General features: G+C 57.0%; 14 protein-coding genes. 11 read left to right on the top strand and 3 right to left on the bottom strand.

From position 1 onward, the window contains the following. The first annotated feature begins 16 nt into the window (after positions 1–16). The 11 genes from pepN (at position 17) to rmf (ending at position 17651) form a co-directional block, all read left to right on the top strand. The gene (gene pepN / locus GWQ22_RS06890) at positions 17–2641 is read left to right on the top strand and encodes an aminopeptidase N (RefSeq protein WP_275929844.1); all 2625 of its coding nucleotides are present in this window, start codon (positions 17–19) and stop codon (positions 2639–2641) included. A gap of 119 nt (positions 2642–2760) precedes the next feature. Beyond that, positions 2761–2982, top strand: coding sequence for a DUF2835 family protein (locus GWQ22_RS06885; RefSeq protein WP_042037798.1), 222 nt, complete (start codon positions 2761–2763; stop codon positions 2980–2982). 278 nt (positions 2983–3260) lie between these two features. Next, positions 3261–8102, top strand: a complete 4842-nt coding sequence (locus tag GWQ22_RS06880; RefSeq protein ID WP_275929843.1) for an NAD-glutamate dehydrogenase — start codon at positions 3261–3263, stop codon at positions 8100–8102. Between the two features lie 46 nt (positions 8103–8148). Beyond that, positions 8149–9159, top strand: coding sequence for a quinone-dependent dihydroorotate dehydrogenase (gene pyrD, locus GWQ22_RS06875; protein ID WP_275929842.1), 1011 nt, complete (start codon positions 8149–8151; stop codon positions 9157–9159). 87 nt (positions 9160–9246) lie between these two features. After that, entirely contained in the window at positions 9247–9783 is a 537-nt protein-coding gene (locus GWQ22_RS06870; protein WP_275929841.1) for a cell division protein ZapC, read from the top strand. Between the two features lie 262 nt (positions 9784–10045). Continuing rightward, positions 10046–10549: a hypothetical protein gene (locus GWQ22_RS06865; protein ID WP_108536997.1), complete on the top strand. Its 504-nt coding sequence runs from the start codon at positions 10046–10048 to the stop codon at positions 10547–10549. Between the two features lie 729 nt (positions 10550–11278). After that, the gene (gene rlmKL / locus GWQ22_RS06860; protein ID WP_275929840.1) at positions 11279–13456 is read left to right on the top strand and encodes a bifunctional 23S rRNA (guanine(2069)-N(7))-methyltransferase RlmK/23S rRNA (guanine(2445)-N(2))-methyltransferase RlmL; all 2178 of its coding nucleotides are present in this window, start codon (positions 11279–11281) and stop codon (positions 13454–13456) included. Then, on the top strand, positions 13456–13686 hold the full coding sequence (locus GWQ22_RS06855; protein WP_275929839.1) for a glutaredoxin family protein: 231 nt from the start codon (positions 13456–13458) through the stop codon (positions 13684–13686). The genes rlmKL and GWQ22_RS06855 overlap by 1 nt, the downstream gene beginning before the upstream one ends. 72 nt (positions 13687–13758) lie before the next feature. After that, the gene (locus tag GWQ22_RS06850; protein ID WP_275929838.1) at positions 13759–15669 is read left to right on the top strand and encodes an ABC transporter ATP-binding protein; all 1911 of its coding nucleotides are present in this window, start codon (positions 13759–13761) and stop codon (positions 15667–15669) included. 8 nt (positions 15670–15677) lie between these two features. Further along, positions 15678–17312: a DUF3466 family protein gene (locus tag GWQ22_RS06845; RefSeq protein WP_275929837.1), complete on the top strand. Its 1635-nt coding sequence runs from the start codon at positions 15678–15680 to the stop codon at positions 17310–17312. A gap of 159 nt (positions 17313–17471) precedes the next feature. Beyond that, a complete protein-coding gene (gene rmf / locus GWQ22_RS06840; RefSeq protein ID WP_005315693.1) occupies positions 17472–17651 on the top strand; it encodes a ribosome modulation factor in 180 nt (59 codons plus the stop codon). A gap of 84 nt (positions 17652–17735) precedes the next feature. On the opposite strand, the gene fabA is transcribed toward rmf, so the two are convergent. From fabA to GWQ22_RS06825, 3 genes are all read right to left on the bottom strand, one after another. Continuing rightward, positions 17736–18296 carry a 3-hydroxyacyl-[acyl-carrier-protein] dehydratase FabA gene (fabA, locus tag GWQ22_RS06835; RefSeq protein WP_042037785.1) on the bottom strand — a complete coding sequence of 187 codons (561 nt, stop codon included), beginning with the start codon at positions 18294–18296 and terminating at the stop codon, positions 17736–17738. 81 nt (positions 18297–18377) lie between these two features. Next, entirely contained in the window at positions 18378–20354 is a 1977-nt protein-coding gene (locus GWQ22_RS06830; protein ID WP_275929836.1) for a Lon protease family protein, read from the bottom strand. Positions 20355–20403: 49 nt separating this feature from the next. Beyond that, positions 20404–20796: a helix-turn-helix domain-containing protein gene (locus GWQ22_RS06825; RefSeq protein WP_275929835.1), complete on the bottom strand. Its 393-nt coding sequence runs from the start codon at positions 20794–20796 to the stop codon at positions 20404–20406. Positions 20797–21090: the final 294 nt, after the last annotated feature.

Below are 21090 nucleotides of genomic sequence, written 5' to 3'. Positions count from 1 at the left end.
GTGGAAGCAAACAATAATGACCGATCACTCCCAGGCCATGACGGCCAAATATCGCCAGGATTATCAGGCTCCGCTCTACTGGATCGACAGCATAGATCTCGATTTTCAACTGCAGGAGCCGCTGACCCAGGTCACCGCCATCTCCCGTCTGCGTCGCAACGGTGAACACAATGCGCCGCTGGTACTGGATGGGGAGGGACTCTCCCTGCACAGCGTCAGTGTGGATGGCGTGCCTTATCAAGAGTATGAGCAGGGGGAGAGCAGCCTGACGCTGTTCAACCTGCCGGCCGAATGCGTGCTGACAGTCGTTACCCTGCTGGATCCTGCCGCCAACACTGCCCTGGAAGGGCTTTACAAGTCTGGCGATGCCTACTGCACCCAGTGTGAGGCCGAAGGATTCCGCCGGATCACCTATTACCTGGACAGGCCCGACATCCTGGCGCGCTACAGCACCCGCATCACTGCCGACAAGGCCAAATATCCCTTCCTGCTCTCCAATGGCAACAAGGTCGACAGCGGTGAGCTCGATGGCGGCCGCCATTTCGTACAGTGGCAGGATCCCTTCCCCAAACCGAGCTACCTGTTTGCGCTGGTGGCCGGTGATTTCGATGTAGAGCGTAGCCACTACACCACCAAAAGCGGCCGCAAGGTCGCCCTCGAGATCTTCGTCGACAAGGGCAATCTGGACCGCGCCGGTTTTGCCATGGAGAGCCTTATCCACTCCATGCGCTGGGACGAACAGCGCTTCGGCCTCGAATATGATCTCGACATCTACATGATCGTGGCGGTGGACTTTTTCAACATGGGCGCCATGGAGAACAAGGGACTCAACATCTTCAACTCCAAGTTCGTGCTGGCCAATCCGGCTACCGCTACCGACGTCGACTACCACGGTATCGAGCGGGTGATCGGCCACGAATACTTTCACAACTGGACCGGCAACCGCGTTACCTGTCGTGACTGGTTCCAGCTCAGCCTCAAAGAGGGGCTGACCGTGTTCCGGGATCAGGAGTTTTCCTCCGATCTGGGTTCACGCGGGGTCAACCGCATCAACAACGTGCGTACCGTGCGTGGCCCGCAGTTTGCCGAGGACGCCGGCCCCATGGCGCACCCCATCCGCCCGGATGTGGTGATAGAGATGAACAACTTCTACACCCTGACCGTCTACGAGAAGGGCTCGGAAGTGATCCGTATGCTGCACACCCTGCTGGGGGAAGCCAACTTCCAAGCCGGGATGAAGCTCTACTTCGAGCGCCACGATGGCCAGGCGGTCACCTGCGATGATTTCGTGCAGGCGATGGAGGATGCCTCCGGTGTGGATCTCGGCCGTTTCCGCCGCTGGTACAGCCAGTCCGGCACGCCGGAGCTGACCGTCACTGACGAGTACGATGCCGCCAGCGGCGTTTATCGCCTCCATGTGAGCCAGCACACCCCGCCGACCCAGGATCAGCCGCAAAAACTGCCGTTGCACATCCCGCTGGACATCGAACTCTATGACGAACAAGGTGCCGTCATTGCGCTGCAATATCAGGGCAAGGCCATCGGTAACGTGCTCGACGTGCTGGACGAGGAGCAGACCTTCGTGTTCGATCAGGTGCAGGTCAAGCCGGTTCCTTCCCTGCTGCGGGACTTCTCCGCGCCGGTCAAGCTGCACTACGACTACAGCGATGAAGCGCTCGCCTTTCTGATGCGCTTTGCCCGCAACGAGTTTGCCCGCTGGGATGCAGCCCAGATGCTGATCAACAAGGCGGTCATCGACGGGGTGGCGCGGGTCCAGCACGGGCAGGGGGTTGAGCTCTCCCAGACCCTGCTGGCTGCCTTTGTCGCCATTCTGGACGATGACGAGCTGGACCCGGCTCTCAAGGCGGAGATCCTGGCGCTGCCGGGGGAGGCTACCCTGGCCGAGCTGTTCGAGGTGGCCGATATCGATGCCATCCATCAGGCGCGGGATACCATTCACACCTCGCTGGCGCAGGCGTTCGGGGCCAGGCTGACGGCCACTTACCAGCGCCTGCGTTTGACCGGTTATCAGGTGGTGCACGCCGATATGGCCAAACGGGCCCTCAAAGGAGTGGTGCTCGGTTATCTGGCGGCACTGAATACCGGGCATGCCGATGCGCTGGTGCGCGAGCAGTATGCGGATGCCGACAACATGACGGATACCCTGGCGGCGCTGCAGGTGGCCAACGGCCATCTGCTGCCATGTCGGGCAGCCTTGCTGGCGGACTTCGAGGGCAAGTGGGCCAGGGATGGACTGGTACTGGACAACTGGCTGCGGCTGGTGGGCAGCAAACCTGCCGCCGACGTGCTGGTCGAGGTGCGCCAGGCGATGGCCCACCCCACCTTCAGCATTCGCAACCCGAACCGGCTGCGTGCGCTGATCGGCAGCTTTGCCATGAACAACCAGGTACAGTTCCACGCCGTCGACGGCAGTGGTTACCGCTTCCTGACCGATCTGCTGATCGAGCTCAACGAAGTCAATCCTCAGGTGGCGTCTCGTCTCATCACCCCGCTCATCCAGTTCAAACGACTGGATGAGGCACGCAAGGCACTGATCCGCGCAGAGCTGCTCCGGCTGTTCAACCTGGACGGGCTGGCACGGGATCTGTTCGAAAAGATAAGCAAGGCGTTGCAGCAGTAATCGAGTGGTACAGGGCAGGGGAGCCGGCTCTCCTGCCCTGTTTGTCGCGCAGCATGTCAAGGCACCGGCGCGATCGCTCCGTGGTGGCCGTCCATAGGTGTTTTTTATCAGGAGTCACAGTGAAGCAGTTTACTTTCCGGCTGTCGCTCAACAGCGATGAGATCATGCTGATGTATCAGGGCCATGCCAGACGGCTGGTGGTGCGTACCGAGCAGGGCCTGACCATAGAGTTGGCCTTGGAAAAAATCCGGCCATTCGTCGCTATCAATGGTGTATACGGCTATTTTCGGCTGAACACCCAGGATGATTATCGCTTTATCAGCCTGGAACGCATAAATTAACAAAATCTGAACAGGATCCCGAGTAATTATCTGCTTTCAATCACTATCTATCTGGTAAATTCGTGGTCATCCAGTGGGATTTTCTGTTTTTTGCCAAATTGGCAAAATTTTTCACAGCTCAAGCCGTGATCTGCCCCTTGTTTTTAACATCTCCTTATCACCTTTTCTCGCCTTCCTTGATCCAAGACATTACACTGCGCAGCAACTCTGTACCGGTGGGCATCCAGGGTGGATGTCTTTCCGTCGGTGGTTAATGTCGTCCGATAAGGAATATAGCAATGGCATTGAAAGACGCCCCTACCTCAGTTCTGCTCGAAAACGTTCTCAGCCTGATCCATCAGAAGTTGCCCAAGAAGAGTGCCTCCCTGGTCGAGTGCTTCGTTGCCAAGTTCTACGGCAACATGGCCAGTACCGATCTGCATGATCGCAATGACAGCGATCTCTACGGCGCCGCGCTCAGCCTGTGGAATGCGCTCAACCAGCGTACCAGCACGGAGCCCTACATCCGGGTCTACAATCCCGAGCTGACCCGCCACGGCTGGCAGTCTCCCCACACCATCGTCGAGATCATACTGCAGGACTCCCCCTTCCTGGTGGACTCCATCCGCATGACCCTCAAGCGCCTCAACATCACCGCCCACATGATGTTGCACCAGCCGCTGCACCTGATCCGTGGTGCGGATGGCAAGATCAGCGCCATTCTGGATCTCGACAACACGGCAGGGCAGACATCGGTCGAAACCGCCTTCCTTATCGAGATCGATCACTTGACCAGTGACGACCAGATGGAGGCGTTGGCCACCGAGCTCAACTCGGTTGCCGGTGAAGTGGCCCTGGCGGTCGGCGACTGGCAGCCCATGCTGGGTCGCCTGAACGAGATCATTGACGAGCTGCCCAAGCGCAAGAACCCGGTCAGCAAGGAGGATGTCGCCTCCTGTGTTGCCTTCCTCAAGTGGGTGGCCGCCCACAACTTCACCCTGATGGGCTATCGCCGCTACGACGTCAAGGCGGTGGAAGGGGATCACGAGATCCTGCCGTTGTCGGACTCCAGCCTGGGACTGATGAAGAATTCCATCAAGGATGAGCGGCAGCGCCTTGGCAACATGCCGGCCAGTGCCCGTCATGCAGCCCTGAGCTCTGATTTGCTGATCCTCACCAAGTCCAACAGCAAGTCCCGGGTTCACCGTCCGGCCTATGTGGATTACATCGGCATCAAGCGTTTTGACGAGCACGGCAAGGTAGTGGGGGAGGATCGCTTCATCGGTCTCTATGCCTCTTCCATCTACAACACCAGTGCGACCCAGATCCCGCTCATCAGCCACCGGCTGGCGCGCATCATGGCCTCGTCCGGTCATGAGAAGGGCTCTCACGCCTACAAGGCCCTGCTCAACGTGCTGGAAACCTATCCCCGCGATGAGCTGATCCAGGCGCGCGAAGAGGAGCTGCTTGCCACCGGTCTCGGCGTGCTGGAGATGCAGGAGCGGGACATGCTGCGGCTGTTCGTGCGCCGCGACCTCTACGGTCGTTTTTTCTCCTGCATGGTCTATGTCACCAAGGAGCGCTACAACACGGCGCTGCGGGTCAAGACCCAGCAGATCCTGCAGAAGTATTTCGGCAGCAGCGAAGAGGTGGAGTTCAACGTCTACTTCTCTGAAGGCGTGCTGGCGCGGACCCATTACATAGTACGGGTCAACAATAACAACGTGGATGTGGACGTGAACGAAGTACAGAACAACCTGATTGAAGCGGCCCGTAGCTGGGACGACCGACTCGACTCCGTGCTGCTGACCCATTATGGCGAGGCCCGTGGCAATGCCCTGCGTCGTCGTTTCAGCACCGCCTTCCCCCGTGCCTACAAGGAAGATGTATTGCCGGGCTCCGCCGTGGCCGACATCATTGAGCTGGACAATCTCAGTGAAACCCATTCCCTTGGCATGCTGTTCTACCGCGCCCAGGAGGAAGAGAACGATCGCCGGGTCCGCCTTAAGCTGTTCCACCGCACCGAACCCATTCACCTCTCCGATGTGCTCCCCATGCTGGAAAACATGGGGCTGCGGGTAATTGGCGAGACCCCGTATCAGGTCCGTACCCCTGCTGGGGATGTGTTCTGGATCCTCGATTTCTCCATGCTGCTACGTGGCGATCAGCCGTTTGATCTGGAACAGAGCCAACAGCGCTTCCAGCAGGCATTCGCTGCCGTCTGGAGCCGGGAGTTGGAAGATGACGGTTTCAACCGTCTGGTCCTGGGTGCCAACCTCACCGGCCGTCAGGTTTCGGTGTTGCGTGCCTACGCCAAGTACATGCGCCAGACCGGTGTCTCCTTCAGTCAGTCTTACATCGAAGAGACGCTCACCCGTTATCCCGACATCGCCCAGCTGCTGTTCACCCTGTTCGAGCAGCGCCTCGACCCGGCTGGCAAACAGGATGCCAAGGTACAGGCCAAGCTCCACGAGCAGCTGGCCGCCAAGCTGGATCAGGTAGCGAACCTGGATGACGATCGCATCATCCGCCGCTATGTGGAGATGATCGATGCCACCCTGCGTACCAACTACTACCAGCTGGACAAGGATGGTCAGGTCAAGCCGTACGTCTCCTTCAAGCTGGCACCCTCCAGCATCACCGACATGCCGCTGCCGCTGCCGAAATTCGAGATCTTCGTCTATTCACCTCGGGTGGAAGGGGTGCATCTGCGCTGGGGCAAGGTGGCCCGTGGTGGTTTGCGCTGGTCCGATCGCAAGGAAGATTTCCGTACCGAGGTGCTGGGTCTGGTCAAGGCGCAGCAGGTGAAGAACACAGTGATAGTGCCGGTCGGTGCCAAGGGCGGCTTCTATTGCAAACAGATGCCGGTGGGGGCGGCCCGCGCCGTCATCCAGGAGGAGGGCAAGGCCTGCTATCGCCTGTTCATCCGTGGTCTGCTCGATGTGACCGACAACATCATCCAGGGGGAGGTGATCCCGCCAACATCCGTGGTACGCCACGACGAGGATGACTACTACCTGGTGGTGGCGGCCGACAAGGGCACTGCTACCTTCTCCGACATCGCCAACCAGATAAGCCAGGAATATGGTCATTGGCTCGGCGATGCGTTCGCCTCCGGCGGCTCGGTCGGTTATGACCACAAGAAGATGGGTATCACGGCGCGCGGCGCCTGGGAGTCGGTCAAGCGCCACTTCCGTGAGATCGGCATCAACTGCCAGACCACCGATTTCACCTGCGTGGGCATCGGCGACATGGCGGGGGACGTATTTGGCAACGGCATGCTGCTCTCCGAGCACACCCAGCTGGTGGGCGCCTTCAACCACATGCACATTTTCATCGACCCGACGCCCCATGCGGCCAAGGGCTTTGTCGAGCGCAAACGGCTGTTCGAGCTGCCGGGTTCCAGCTGGGATGACTATAACCGCGACCTCATTTCGGCAGGAGGCGGCATCTTCCTGCGCTCGGCCAAGTCCATCAAGCTGAGCCCGCAGATCCAGTCCCTGCTCGGTACCGACAAGGCCAGCATGGCGCCGAACGAGCTGATCAAGGCGCTGCTCTGCCTGAATGTGGACCTGCTCTGGAACGGGGGCATCGGCACCTATGTGAAGAGTTCTCGCGAGAGCGATGCCGAAGTGGGGGATCGCAGCAACGACGTGCTGCGGGTCAATGGTCGTGATCTGCGTGCTCACATAGTCGGTGAGGGTGGCAACCTGGGCTTTACCCAGCTCGGCCGTGTCGAATACGCCAGTCAGGGCGGTCGCATCAACACCGATTTTACCGACAACGTGGGCGGGGTGGATTGCTCCGACAACGAGGTCAACATCAAGATCCTGCTCAACCAGCTGGTGGCCGCTGGCGATCTGACCCTCAAGCAGCGTAACCAGATGCTCTATGAGATGACCGACGACGTGGCGCAGATTGTCATCACCAACGCCTACCGCCAGTCCCAGTCCATCTCGGTCACCAGTTTCCGGGGTACCGAGCAGCTCAAGGAGCAGCAACGCTTTATCCAGGGGCTGGAGCGTGAAGGCAAGCTGGATCGGGGGCTGGAGTTCCTGCCCTCTGATGAGGAACTGTCCGAGCGGATGGCGGCAGGGCAGGGCTTGACCCGTCCCGAGCTGGCGGTGCTGGTGGCTTACGGCAAGATGGTGCTCAAGGAGCAGCTCAACTGCCCGGAGGTCACCGAGGAGCCCTTCCTGGCCAACATGCTGGTCACCAGCTTCCCGACCAAGCTGCAGCAGCAGTTCGGTGCCCAGCTGGCCCAGCATCCGCTGCGGGGTGAGATCATTGCGACCCGGGTGGCCAACATGCTGGTCAATGACATGGGGCTCAACTTCGCCAGCCGGATGAAGGATGAGACAGGCGCCTCGGTGGCCGAAGTGGCCTGCTGCTTCGCCATGGCCCGCGAGGTGTTTGGCTTAGGGGCCCTGTGGCGTGACATCGAAGGGTGCGACAACCAGGTGGATGCCCAGATCCAGCTCGAACTGATGTTCTACAGCCGTCGCATCGTGCGCCGCGCCACCCGCTGGTTCCTGCGTGCCCGCAATCGCAGCTGGAGCATCGCTGAGAACATCGCGTTCTTCCGCCCGGCGTTCGAGACCCTGGCGACCCACCTCTACGAGGTGATGGACGAGAGCGAGGTCGCCGAGCACCAGCAGGCAGTCGCTGCGCTGGTGGCCAAGCAGGTGCCGGATGCCATCGCCCGTCAGGTGGTCCATATGAGCAGCCTCTTCTCCAGCCTGGATTTGGCACAGATTGCCGCGGAGCACAAGACCGACATATTGCGCGCCGCCAACGTCTACTATCGCCTCGGTGCCAAGCTCGATCTGCACTGGTTCCTCGAGCAGATCAACCATCAGCCGGTGGGTAACCACTGGCAGGCGATGGCACGGGCCTCCTTCCGTGAAGATCTGGACTGGCAGCAACGCAGTCTCACATCTGTGGTACTGGAAGGGTGCAAAGATCAGGGAGAATGCGCTACCATACTGGCCGACTGGATTTCGGAGCATGAGCAACTCTTGTCCCGTTGGACCCATATGTTGGCCGACTTCAAGACCACGAGCACCCACGAGTTCGCCAAGTTCTCGGTGGCCTTGCGAGAGTTGAACCTGCTCCAGTTGAATTGCCGAACCTCGGCATAACCCCTAAAGCCCCGGCCAGTTGCCGGGGCTTTTTTAAGGAGCAAAAATGTTGTACCCCCTCGCCAGGCATTTCTTGTTCAAGCTCAATCCTGAACAGGCACACGATCTCTCCATCAAATATTTGCCCCGCCTTCTCGGTACGCCACTGGATTGTTTCTTCCGCCATTCACTGCCCAAACGCCCCGTCACTGTCATGGGGCTTTATTTTGCCAATCCGGTCGGACTGGCTGCGGGTCTGGATAAGGACGGGGAGTGTATCGATGCATTTGGTGCCATGGGGTTTGGCTTTATTGAAGTAGGTACAGTGACCCCCAAGCCCCAGAGTGGCAATGACAAACCTCGTCTGTTCCGGGTTATTCCGGCAGAGGGGATCATCAACCGGATGGGATTCAACAACAAGGGTGTTGACCATCTGGTCGCCCAGGTCAAGAAAGCCAAATATCAGGGTGTCATCGGCATCAATATCGGCAAGAACAAGGACACCCCGATAGAGCAGGGCAAAGACGACTATCTGATCTGCATGGACAAGGTTTATGATCATGCTGGCTATATTGCCGTCAATATTTCTTCCCCCAATACCCCGGGTCTGCGCCAGCTGCAATACGGCGATGCACTCGATGAGTTGCTGGCCGCGCTCAAGGTCCGTCAGCAGGAGCTGGCTGCCCAATATAAGAAGTACGTGCCGCTCGCCGTTAAAATTGCACCGGACTTGAGTTTGGATGAAATTAATCAGGTGGCCGCGTCCTTGATCAAAAACGGGATCGATGGCGTGATAGCCACCAATACTACCCTGGAGCGGGAGATGATCTATGACATGCCCCACGCTGGTGAAGCGGGTGGCCTCAGTGGGCGTCCGTTGCAGCACAAGAGCACAGAGGTGATCCGTCAGCTGGCCAAGGCACTGGACGGCGCACTGCCCATCATAGGGGTGGGGGGCATAGACAGCGCCATAGCAGCGCGGGAGAAGCTGGCAGCGGGTGCCAGTTTGTTCCAGATCTACAGCGGCTTTATTTATAAAGGCCCGAGTCTGGTCAAAGAGATTGTGACCCATATTTAAGAAATAAATGGGTGCCCTTTATTTAAAGTTGCTGAAATTCTCGACATGGAATAAAATCGAGTAACGACTTTCAGTAAGGGCGCCCCCATGTGTATCCAACCCAATGACAATTGGCAGTGGCATTATGATGCTCATCATGATCGTCTGATGCTGGATTTATCCGATCGCATGATATTCGCTACCGAATATAAAGGGCGCCAGCTTGTACCCTGTTCCTTCACTACCCAGCCTTTTTGCGTGGACGATGCTGCCCTCTATTATCAGTTGATGGACAAGGCTGTCGAACTCGACTGGAGCACCCCCCATCAGGTCCAGTTGGTACTCAATGCCATCGCTGTCAGTCGCTTTTATAAACCCATGATGCCGCAAAGCTGGTTCTTTGGTGAAGTGCATCCCTTTATTATTCCTGAGACCGGAGCCTTGGTGTGCATGACCACCCTTCATGGCAAGGGGGAATTCATGGTGATCGAGGCGGGTGAACAGGCCAGTGTCTGTCTGAATCTGACTGATGATCTGATGTTGACCGCCAGCAAGATCCTGCCCCGTTTCGGGGTGATCAAGGTCATGAATAACCGCATGATCGCCAGAGTACCGGCCCAGACACAATACCGTCAGGTGGGCTGATGTTTCGCTCTTGTCTTCTGTAGGAGGGTGTAAAATAACCTGATGTCATCCTGACTCAGGGTATTTCTCTTCATTATGAATGCAACATGACAATTCCTGCCTGGTCACACTGATATTTTTTCTCGTTCACCGCTATTAACCTTGTAAATGTGAGCTGTGCCACTTGAGGCTCACCTGTAAACGCCGTAGTCTCGAAATTGTGCTGTGTAATAGATGTGTATCCGGTTGATACGTGTCAGCAACATGATCAGGGAAACGACTCATGACAATAAACAAGTATCTACTAACCAGTAGTCTATTATTTTTGCCTTTCACAGTCTCTGCGACAGAAGATCTGTCGGTCCTCATCTATGGAGCATCAATCCACAGTGATTGCCAAGCGGCCAAAGGACCGCACGGAAAAACCTGTGACTTCAACAATATCAACCCGGGCCTCGGGGTAGATTGGGTTTTTCTGGGGGATAGCGATACCGGCAAACTCTCATTGCGTGGTGGCGGCTATGAGGACTCTTACGAAAAATTTGCGGTCTATGCAGGCTTTATGTATCGCAAGGAGTGGTATCTCACCGAGAGCTTCTTCGCCGGTCTGGGACTGCAGGCTGGTTATCTTGATGGCTCAGGTATCAATGGCTTTGCGGTATTGCCGGTTGTCAGCCTGGGGTATAAAAATCTGGCTCTGGAAATCGGGTATGCCCCCAAGCTGGATAATGTGCCCGGCAGAAAACACGTGGCGGTGACATCATTCGGCCTGCGTTGGGCAATTTGATGTCATTATTATGGCTCTAAAAGACCCGCGAGATGCGGGTTTCTTATATTTGGCTTATGGCCAAGTCAGTCTGAATAGATCACGAATGATAAGTATCCAGTGACATCATCCAAAGCAAGCGAGTTTTTTCAATCCAGATGTCGGCCATGGCCAACAGCATTATTTTCATACTCTAATGCAGCTAACAAAAATGCCCTCGCATCAAGAAGATGAGAGGGCGCAAAAACACTCTACAGGAGGGATAAGCTGTTATTCCAGCCACCAAACTAGTCTAAGGCTTATGGTGGTGCCTGAAACCTGATAGATATGACAGTCTGGCAGTTTAACAAATGGGGGAAGCGGCCAGTAAAAAATAGCCCTCCTGTATACGGACGATAACGGGAGGGCAAAACACGGGGTAACGAAAGTACATGCTTTGTCGCAAGGACAATAACTCAGAGAGTCTTGTTTGGCGCCTGTCAAATATGGCAGTCATGATGTGTTTATATCCGCCGCGTCACGGATGTTGATGATATTTGCCTGCTGGCAAGGGAAGTCTAGCTCGACGCAGGTTGCCGCGAGTGTGCGGCGATACCCTGTCACCCCATCAGCTGACCTCGCTCAAGGCATCATCGGATGCCTGGCATGGCTGACCTGGTATCAAGGGATGGCAGAATGGGCGGGGATAAACGCCCTGTTTCTGGCGTCATCACCAAGCTTTTGCTGCTCCGGATCGGCTCTTAAGGTATAATGCGGCACTATTTTTATGGGTTCCCCGTGAGCGTGATGAAAGAATTTTTTGCAACCTGCCCCAAGGGGCTGGAAAACCTGTTGGCCGACGAGCTGACCACCCTGGGCGCAGAGCAGGTCCGTGAGACCGTTGCTGGCGTCCACTTTAAAGGCGAACTGGCGATTGGCTACAAGGCCTGCCTGTGGAGCCGTTTTGCCTCCCGTATCGTGCTGGTGCTGTCCGAATTCCAGATGAACGACGATCTGGATCTCTATCTGGGCGCCCACACCATCCCCTGGGAAGAGCACTTCTCCGGTACCTCCACCATAGCGGTGGACTTTACCGGTACCAACCCCGCCATTCGCAATACCCAGTACGGCGCGCTGAAAATCAAGGATGCCATCGTCGATCGCTTCACCAAGCGGGGTCACGTGCGCCCGGATGTGGACAAGAAGTCGCCGGATATCCGCATCATGGCGCACCTGGGCAAAGGCAAGGCCAATATCACGCTGGACTTGTCAGGCCCGGCGCTGCACCAGCGTTTCTATCGTCAGGGCACAGGCGAAGCGCCGCTCAAAGAGAACCTGGCCTGCGCCATGATAGCCCGTAGCGGCTGGGCTGGTGAGTCCATGATGGATCCCATGTGCGGCTCCGGTACCTTGCTGATTGAAGCTGCCTTTATCGCCGCCGACATGGCGCCGGCCCTGCGCCGCGAGCGCTTCGGTTTTGATCGCTGGCTGCAACACGATAGCGAGCTGTGGCAGAGCCTGATGATGGAAGCCCAGGTGCGCGCCAAGCGCGGCATGCAGCGCTGCGAAGTGAAGCTGTTTGGCTGCGATGCCGACCCCCGCGTGCTGCTGAAGGCCCGCGATAACGCCAAGGCGGCCGGGGTGGCGCACCTGATTACCTTCAAGCAGGCCGAAGTCAGTGCACTGGATAACCCCTTGCCGATGGCTAGCGTCGAAGGGGAGGCTCGTCAGGTCGGCATGCTGATCTCCAACCCGCCCTATGGCGAGCGTCTTGGCGAATTCCCGGCGCTGCTGGAAGTGCACCAGGCTCTCGGCGATGCCCTGCGTCGCAGCTTCCAGGGCTGGCGCGTTTCCATTCTCTCTGCCTCGCCCGAGCTGTTGAGCTGCCTGCGTCTGCGTGCCGACAAGCAATATCGTCTGTTCAACGGGGCGCTCGAGTGTCAGCTGCGTAACTATCAGATCGCGCTTGACTCCGTGGCATCCCAAAAAGAGGTGGCGCAGGACTTTGCCAACCGTCTGCGCAAGAATCTTAAAACCCTCGAGAAGTGGGCCAACAAAGAGGGCATCGACTGCTATCGCCTCTATGACGCCGACTTGCCGGAATACAACGCCGCCATCGACCGCTATCAGGACTATCTGGTGGTGCAGGAGTATGCCGCGCCCAAGGACATCCCCGCTCAGAAGACCCGCCAGCGTCTGCTCGACATGGTGCAGGCCGCCATCAAGGTGACCGGCATGGACGGCGAAAAGGTGATCCTGAAAGTGCGCGAGCGTCAGGAGGGCAAACAGCAGTATCAGAAGCTCGCCGCCGAGCAGCACCGGATGGAAGTGCAGGAGTACGGCGCCCGTCTGTGGGTCAACCTCTACGACTATCTGGATACCGGCCTGTTCCTCGACCACCGTCAGACTCGTCGCATGCTGGGTCAGATGGCCAAGGGCAAACGCTTCCTGAACCTGTTCGCCTATACCGGCAGCGCCACTGTGCACGCAGGTCTTGGCGGTGCCAGCGAGACCACCACGGTCGACATGTCCCACACCTACCTGAATTGGGCGCAGGACAACATGCGGCTCAACTCGCTGGTGGGCCGTCAGCACAAGTTTGTGCAGGCCGATTGCCTGAAGTGGTTGTCGGAAGCGGATGAGCAGTACGACCTCATCTTTATCGATCCGCCGACGTTCTCCAACTCCAAGCGGATGGACGAGAGCTTCGACGTACAGCGCGATCACCTGCTGCTGATGCAGCACCTGAAGCGTCTGCTGGCGGTCGATGGCACCCTGGTGTTTTCCAACAACAAGCGCCACTTCAAGATGGATCTGGCTGGCCTTGAGGCCGCAGGTCTCAAGGCTCGCAACATCACCCAGCAGACCCGACCGAAGGACTTCGAGCGTAACCAGCATATCCACAACTGCTGGATCATCACCCACGCCGAGGCGCCAGCAGAAGCTTGATGCTGACCCTGTTTCACACCGATGGCTGCCATCTGTGCGAACAAGCATGGGGGCTGGTGGAAGAGGCCGGACTGGCTGCCCAGACTCGCCAGTGCGACATCATGGACGATGCCCAGTGGCTTGCCGCCTATCGGGTGCGCATTCCGGTGCTGCGGGATGCGGCAGGGCGTGAGCTGGGCTGGCCCTTCACACGGGTTGAGTTGAAGGCCTGGATTGCACGTCAGGATTAATGCTGATTTGACGATGAAACGGGAGCAGGCCCAGTCTGTCGCCCGTTTTTTCATATGAAATAAGGAACGAAAATGGCTCTTTTAACATTGCACGGCGCTTGCTTGTCGTTCAGTGACTTCCCGTTGCTCGACAATGCCGAGCTCAGCATAGAGCGCGGTGAGCGTCTCTGTCTGGTCGGGCGCAACGGGGCAGGCAAGTCCACCCTGATGAAAGTCATCGCCGGCGAACTGCCGCTCGATGATGGCCGCATGGTGCAACAGCAGGATCTGAAGGTCACTCGCCTCGAGCAAGATCCGCCCGCCTCCAGCGATCTGACCGTGTTTGACTACACGGCCGAAGGGCTGGCTGGTGTCGGCGAGCTGCTCAAGCAGTATCACCATATCTCCATGGAGCTGGCCCACGATCCCAGCGATGCCAACATTCGCATCATGAGCGAGCTGCAAGAACAGCTCGATTATCAGAATGGCTGGCAGTTCGAAACCCGTATCAGCCAGGTGCTGACCCTGCTGAACCTCGATCCCGACGCGACCCTGGATAGCCTCTCCGGTGGCTGGTTGCGCAAAGTTGCGCTGGCTAGGGCACTGGCCTGTGACCCCGATCTGTTGCTGCTGGATGAGCCGACCAACCACCTGGACATCGAAGCCATCAACTGGCTGGAAGAGTTCCTCAAGGATTTTCGCGGCGCCATCGTCTTCATCTCCCACGACCGGGAGTTTATTCACAAGCTGGCGACCCGGATCATCGATCTGGATCGCGGCGAGATCACCTCCTGGCCTGGCAACTACGATCAGTACCTGCTGGGTAAAGAGGAGTGGCTGCGGGTCGAGGAGCTGAAAAACGCCGAATTCGATCGCAAGCTGGCCCAGGAAGAGGTGTGGGTGCGTCAGGGCATCAAGGCGCGCCGCACGCGCAACGAAGGGCGTGTTCGTGCCCTCGAGGCCATGCGGATGGAGCGTTCCCAGCGTCGCGATCTGCAGGGCAAGGCCAAGCTGCAAATGGACGATGTGAATCGTTCCGGCAAGCTGGTGTTCGAAACCGAAGGGCTGGGGCTCGACTTTGGCGATCGTACCCTGTTCCAGGGGCTGGATCTGCAAGTGCTGCGCGGCGACAAGATTGCTCTGGTGGGCCCTAACGGTTGCGGCAAATCGACGCTTATCAAGTTACTGCTCGGTCAACTCGACCCCAGCAGTGGCCTGGTCAAGGGCGGCACCAAGCTGGAAGTCGCCTACTTTGACCAGTATCGTGATCAGCTTGATCCCGAGCAGACGGTGATGGAGAACGTGGGGGAGGGCAAGCAGGAAGTGATGGTACGCGGTCGTTCCCGCCACATTCTGGGTTACCTGCAGGACTTCCTGTTTGAACCCAAGCGGGCACGTACCCCGGTGAAAGCCTTGTCAGGAGGCGAAAAAAACCGTTTACTGTTGGCCAAATTGTTCTTGAAGCCCAGTAATTTACTGATCCTTGATGAACCAACCAACGACCTGGATGTCGAAACGCTGGAACTGCTGGAAGAGCTGCTGGCAGACTATCCTGGCACCCTGTTGCTGGTGAGCCACGATCGTCGGTTTATCGACAACACTGTGACCGGTTGCTGGCTGTTTGAAGGGGATGGCCGTATCAGTGATTACGTGGGGGGGTATGCCGACATGATGGCGACCCGTGCCTTGCAAAGCACGCAGCAGGCGGCGAAAGTGGCGCAGGCCAAAACGCCAGAGCCTGCCGCTGTGGCGAGCCAGGTGGTCACAAAAACCAAAAAACTCTCTTACAAGTTGCAGCTGGAGCTGGATAATCTGCCTGCACGATTGGAACAGCTGGAGACGGAGCTTGATGCCCTGCAGGCCGAGGTAAACCATCCCGGTTTCTTCGCCCTGCCGAGCGATCAAACCCAGCTCAAACTGGATGCCCTGAATGCAGCAGAGGCTGCATTGGAACAAGCCTTCTCCCGTTGGGAGGAGTTGGAAGCGTTGAAACATCAGGACTAAGGAAGTAGATGAAAAAGCAATTATCCATGCTGGCCATTCTGGTCAGCGCCAGCCTGCATGCCCAGGCGGCACAAAGCCCCTTTTTCACCATTGTCGACGGGTCTGACAAGGGATATGCCAGCGGGATCAGTGCCGATGGCAACGGGCTCATCGGGATCAACACCAAAAACAACATGGCCGAGCACTTCTCGACCGTGCAGTTTGCCGACTTCCTGGTCGATCGTTTCCGTTTTGAGCAGGGCTGCATGCTCTCCAACTCGGTCTGCAGCGCCTTCTGGAGCGACAACAGCAACTTCGCCTTCCAGTGGCGTCGTGACTTCCTGGATGCTGTCGATCAACGCAGCAACGTGGGTTATGTCGTTCGCAGTGAAGTTGACGGTCTGGTGACTGCACTGGGTGACGTGCCTGGTACTCAGGTCGGTTACAAGATGAATGGCAAGCTGCGCACCGCATTTGCCGTCGTTAATGACGGCAACAGTGTCAACCTCAAGGATGGCGCCAGCACCCACAGTCTGAGCGTGCCGACCAGCATCAAGAAGCTGGACAATGGCCAGTATCTGGTGACCGGCACCGCGGCCACCGGCAAGAACATCGCCGTCAATTCCGAGCCCTATAACTGGTGCTTCGCCGGCAACGATGGTCAGTATGGTGACTATCGCTACTGCCCGGGACTCAACACCCAGGCCAGCTTCTGGCTGCTCAACAGCACAGGCACCTTCAACAAGCTGGTCCAGGCCAATGAATATGCCCGTGGTCGCAACGAGGTGGTGCAGACCGCCTCCGCACTCGGCGTTGGTGAATTCAACGGCAGCCTGTACGGGGTGGGTTACTCCTCTACCGGCGAGATAGGTACCAACTACCTGGATGGCCGCAACCTGGCGGCATACTGGACGCTGGATCTGGATAACAGCAAGGTGGGCACCACCAAAATCATACCGCTGGCCGAAGGCGAGCCGGGCAAGGATGACGCCAAGCTGCAACACAGCTGGGCTGTGGGGGTCAATGACAACGGTTATGTGATTGGCAACCAGCTCTATCGCATCAACAAGGGCCAGAACCGCCCGGTCGAGATGTTCGTGTTCAACTTGAACACCCAACAGACGGCGAGTGTACCGTTACAAGACCGCCCAATCAGCGGTGCAGGCTCAGAAGCTGCTGCCATCAACAACCACAATATGGTCGTTGGCTGGCGTGATTCTCGTCACCAGACCCAACCTGTGGTCAATGGTACCAACCGCATGCAGGAAGGTTTCCTGCTCAACGCGGCGACCGGCAACAACTGGTATCTGAACGACCTCATCTGTGGTCTGGACGATGCCGGTGCCAAGCAGTGTGCCCAGAACGGCTACTACTATCACATCGTTTATGCCAGCGGCATCAGCACAAATGGTACCGTGGCGGCGACGGCTTATCGCTACAACAGCGAGAGCGATCTCAACAACCGCAGCAATGCTACTGTGGTCAGCGTGAAGCTGGCACCGGTTGTGAAAGATTTCAAAAACGATGAACCTGCCAACTACCTGGTTGCCAATGCGCCGGTCAATAACCAGACTGGCCAGGATGGCGGCAGCGGTGGTGGCAGCCTGTTCTGGTTGACTCTGCTGGCTTTGCCGTTTACCTGGCTGCGCCGTTACCAACGATAAAAAGGCATGTCACTAAAAATTAATGTGGTTCAGTGTCTTGTGTCACAATGACCGGATAGCATGGAATTTTTTGTTTGACCCTGTGCACTCTGTGGGGTAAAGATGAAAGCGACCGATGAAAAATTGGTCGCTTTTTTTGTTCCACGAAGAGGGTCGTAGATGATGAAGAGACAGAAACGGGACCGTCTGGAAAGAGCTCGTGCTCGTGGTTATCAGGCTGGCGTTGTCGGCAAACAGAAAGAAGCATGTCCGTATCAATGTCTGGATGCCCGAGGGCATTGGCTTGGTGGTTGGCGTGACGCCATGGAAGGGCGGGGCTCAGGCCTCTTCATGAAGTAGTAGGTACTTCATCACTCATTACAAAAGGAAAGGGGCCATCGCGGCCCCTTTACGTTATCTCTGTCTTACCACTGGATCAGTTGATCAGAATGCGGTGGTATCTTTAAAAAGGCCCACTTTCAGGTCGGTGGCGCTATAGATGGGGCGGCCATCTACTTCCACCACGCCATCGGCGATCCCCATGACCAGCTTGCGGTTAATCACACGCTTGAAGGTGATTTTGTAGGTCACTTTCTTGGCGGTCGGCAGGATCTGGCCAGTGAATTTCACTTCGCCCACACCCAGAGCACGACCTTTACCCGGGCCACCCTTCCAGCCGAGGAAGAAGCCGACCAGTTGCCACATGGCATCCAGCCCCAGGCAGCCAGGCATCACGGGATCACCCGGGAAGTGGCAATCGAAGAACCAGAGGTCCGGCGTAATGTCGAGCTCTGCCAGGATCTCGCCTTTGCCATGCTCGCCACCGTTATCGTTGATTTTGACGATGCGATCCATCATCAACATGTTGGGGGCGGGCAGCTGACTGTTACCCTCACCAAATAATTCGCCACGGCTGCAGGCAAGCAACTCTTCACGGGTAAACGAGTCTTTACCTTGTTCACACAGGGAAAGGCGGGCATCAATGGCGGTATTGTCTAGGGTCACGCTGTTTATCCTTCATATGGGTCAAAGCCGAGCCAATTTAGCGTACACTTGTGCGCTAAACAACTCCGATCACTTCTTTTATTATAAGCTGAACAACCGGCCCAGCAGGCGACGGAGCAAGCCCCCCTTGAACGCCGTGCCATTGAGCTCGTCCAGGCGCTGCTGAATTCGACCGAACAGGGTATCCGGCATATCCGGTTCACCCGCCACGCAGCCGGTCAGCAACTCGATAGCCTCTTCCACATGATCCACTGGATGAATGTGGAACTGACCTGCCTCGACGGCGGCAATCACCTCGTCGGAGAGGTTCAACTGCTGGATGTTGGTGCCCGGTAGAATGATGCCTTGCTTACCGGTGATGCCGTGGATCTTGCATACCCGGAAGAAGCCTTCGATCTTCTCGTTCACACCACCCACCGCCTGCACATTGCCGAACTGATCGACGGCGCCGGTAACGGCAAAATGCTGATAGATGGGCTGGCGGGCGAGGGCGGAGAGCAGGGCACACAGGCCGGTCAGAGAGGCACTATCACCATCGATTTCGTGGTAGGACTGCTCGAACACCAGATTGGCAGAGAGCGGCGAGGGGGTCTCTGCACCAAACTTGTTGGAGAGATAACCGTGGATGATCATCATCGCCTTCGCGTGGATATGACCAGCCAGCTCCGCTTTTCGTTCGACATCCGCAATGTCGCCATCGCCCAAGTGCACGGTCGCGGTGAGACGTACCGGTTCGCCAAAATCATAAGGGTGGCCCGAGACTTGAATGACGGAGAGGCCATTGATCTGACCAATCTCCTCATCATCGGTTTGCAGCAGGATCTGGCCATCAATGACACCCTGATCAGATTGCTCCACCAGGTAGTTGAGGCGGTAGTCCTGCTCTTCCTGCGCCAACCGGATATGCTCATCGGTCACGGTGTCGGCTTCCATCTCGCGGGCCAGGCTGTCAGCCATGCGCATGATGGCACCAAGCTGGATCTCGGACAGAGAGAGCCACTCCTGATGGTCACACAGGCGGCTGGCATGACGACAGAGGGCAGCGAGGGCCGCCGGGGTGAAGTCCAGCAGAGCCCAGCGTTCACGGATCCAGGCGAGGTATTGCAGGAACTCTGGCAAGTCTTCCTCAATATTGACTTCTGACACCAGATCCGCGCGCAGAAAGATACGCTCGGACATGTCCCTGTCCAACATCTGGAACTCGGATACCTCTAGGCGATCGCCAACCAGGATCAGCTTAAGCCGGATAGGGGTCGCTTCGGGGGTGAAGAAGGGGGTCAGGGTTTTGCCTTCCTGATAGGCGTTCCAGTCCAGTTCGCCTTTCTGGATGGCATTTTTGAGCTTGAACCAGAGGTGGGGCTGATCCAACAACTCGTCGAGTTGCAGAATAAGATAGCCACCGTTGGCCTGGCGTAACAGGCCAGGTTCAAGCAGATGCTGGTTGGCATACACTGAGCCTTGCTCTGTCTGATAGTTGATGGAACCAAACAGGGTATCCCAGTTCAGATCCCGGCCATAAATCACAGGGGCTTCTTGCTCTTCATGATGGATCAGCAGGTTGATCAGCACGGGATGCTGGAACTCGAGTCCCTGGGCAACATGAGCCGCCAGATCGGAGAGAAAGTCATCGATCTTGGGGTCGTTGTTCTGCTTGCGCATGATGCGGGTGACCAGGCGCTCGGCATCCAGATGGTGGCTCATCAGCTTGAGCAGCTCGCCAACCATTTCACAAAACTCGACGCCGCTACCTGGCTGCAGACGCAACCAGATTGGTTTGAACGGGTTGTTCAGGTTCTCCGTGTAACAGAGATCGAACAGGTCACCATCCCTGCCATTTGAGGCGGCAATCAGCGTCTGGCACACACCTTCATAATCCGCACCGGGGAAGCCGTTGAGCAGCATGACCGGGCAGTCGCCATCAAAACTGGCGAGTCGTTTGATGCCAGAAATGGCTCTGGGTTGCAAGGCGGCGAAAGGTATGGGTTCGATCTTGCTGAGGGCAGTGAACTGTTCAATCGAAAAAGCGGGTTTTAGTTGTTCTGATGTTAATTCAGCCACTTAAGACATCCGGTCAGAGATAGGATCAATTGTTGCCATTATACACAGTTCAATTAGTGGGAACAGGAAACAAGATATCATATTTAACATAATATACATTATGCGCGGTTAGGTCATGCCCGTGGCTAGGGGCCAGGAACACCGCAGCCACAAGGGCTACAGCCGTGCCGGCGCCTTTGGTGTACTTCGACAGGATCTCGTACCAGGCCTGTTTGAGTTCCGGATTTTCTTCCCTGACGGCGGCAAGGCTTATCATGATTTCTTTAGCGTCTAGGCCGATTTCCTCGGCAATCTTTTTTGCAGTCGCATCAGTGAGTTGCGACTTTCCTTTGTTCACTGCTGATATGTATGAGCTGGTAAATCCCAGGTCTACGGCTACTTCCTGAAACTGGTTGTACTTTTTGGCCCTCATGTAGGCCATAAGCAGCGTTTTTGAGTCCATGTTTCTGTCTCCTGAGTAGTTAGACAATCGTCCCATCATACCCATTTTGGCGAAAAACAGCTTGTTTCCATTCAACTCGCCACATGGTTGAATGCATCAACCAACCATTTGATTGTGTGATATATGACCCACTCTAGCCTACAAAACCAGGATCTGCCCGCGCTCATTGAGCGCAAGGTCTATTGGCAGGCAGAACCGACCGGCGATCTCTCCGCCTGTGTGGCGGGTCAGGTTGAGATGTTCCGAGACCTGCATGAGATGCGGATCTATCTGTCCATGACCTATCCCGATACG

The sequence above is a fragment of the Aeromonas sp. 1HA1 genome (assembly GCF_029237385.1).
In the GTDB taxonomy this organism is placed as follows: domain Bacteria; phylum Pseudomonadota; class Gammaproteobacteria; order Enterobacterales; family Aeromonadaceae; genus Aeromonas; species Aeromonas popoffii.
Note: the sequence above shows the minus strand (reverse complement) of the source record. Positions and strands in the feature narration are given on the sequence as shown.

Excerpts from the sequence above, each read along its gene's own strand:
- pepN (WP_275929844.1), top strand. The coding sequence starts at position 17 with ATGACCGATCACTCCCAGGCCATGACGGCCAAATATCGCCAGGATTAT.
- GWQ22_RS06880 (WP_275929843.1), top strand. The coding sequence starts at position 3,261 with ATGGCATTGAAAGACGCCCCTACCTCAGTTCTGCTCGAAAACGTTCTC.
- pyrD (WP_275929842.1), top strand. The coding sequence starts at position 8,149 with ATGTTGTACCCCCTCGCCAGGCATTTCTTGTTCAAGCTCAATCCTGAA.
- GWQ22_RS06870 (WP_275929841.1), top strand. The coding sequence starts at position 9,247 with ATGTGTATCCAACCCAATGACAATTGGCAGTGGCATTATGATGCTCAT.
- GWQ22_RS06865 (WP_108536997.1), top strand. The coding sequence starts at position 10,046 with ATGACAATAAACAAGTATCTACTAACCAGTAGTCTATTATTTTTGCCT.
- rlmKL (WP_275929840.1), top strand. The coding sequence starts at position 11,279 with ATGCGGCACTATTTTTATGGGTTCCCCGTGAGCGTGATGAAAGAATTT.
- GWQ22_RS06855 (WP_275929839.1), top strand. The coding sequence starts at position 13,456 with ATGCTGACCCTGTTTCACACCGATGGCTGCCATCTGTGCGAACAAGCA.
- GWQ22_RS06850 (WP_275929838.1), top strand. The coding sequence starts at position 13,759 with ATGGCTCTTTTAACATTGCACGGCGCTTGCTTGTCGTTCAGTGACTTC.
- GWQ22_RS06845 (WP_275929837.1), top strand. The coding sequence starts at position 15,678 with ATGAAAAAGCAATTATCCATGCTGGCCATTCTGGTCAGCGCCAGCCTG.
- rmf (WP_005315693.1), top strand. The coding sequence starts at position 17,472 with ATGATGAAGAGACAGAAACGGGACCGTCTGGAAAGAGCTCGTGCTCGT.
- GWQ22_RS06825 (WP_275929835.1), bottom strand. The coding sequence starts at position 20,796 with ATGGACTCAAAAACGCTGCTTATGGCCTACATGAGGGCCAAAAAGTAC.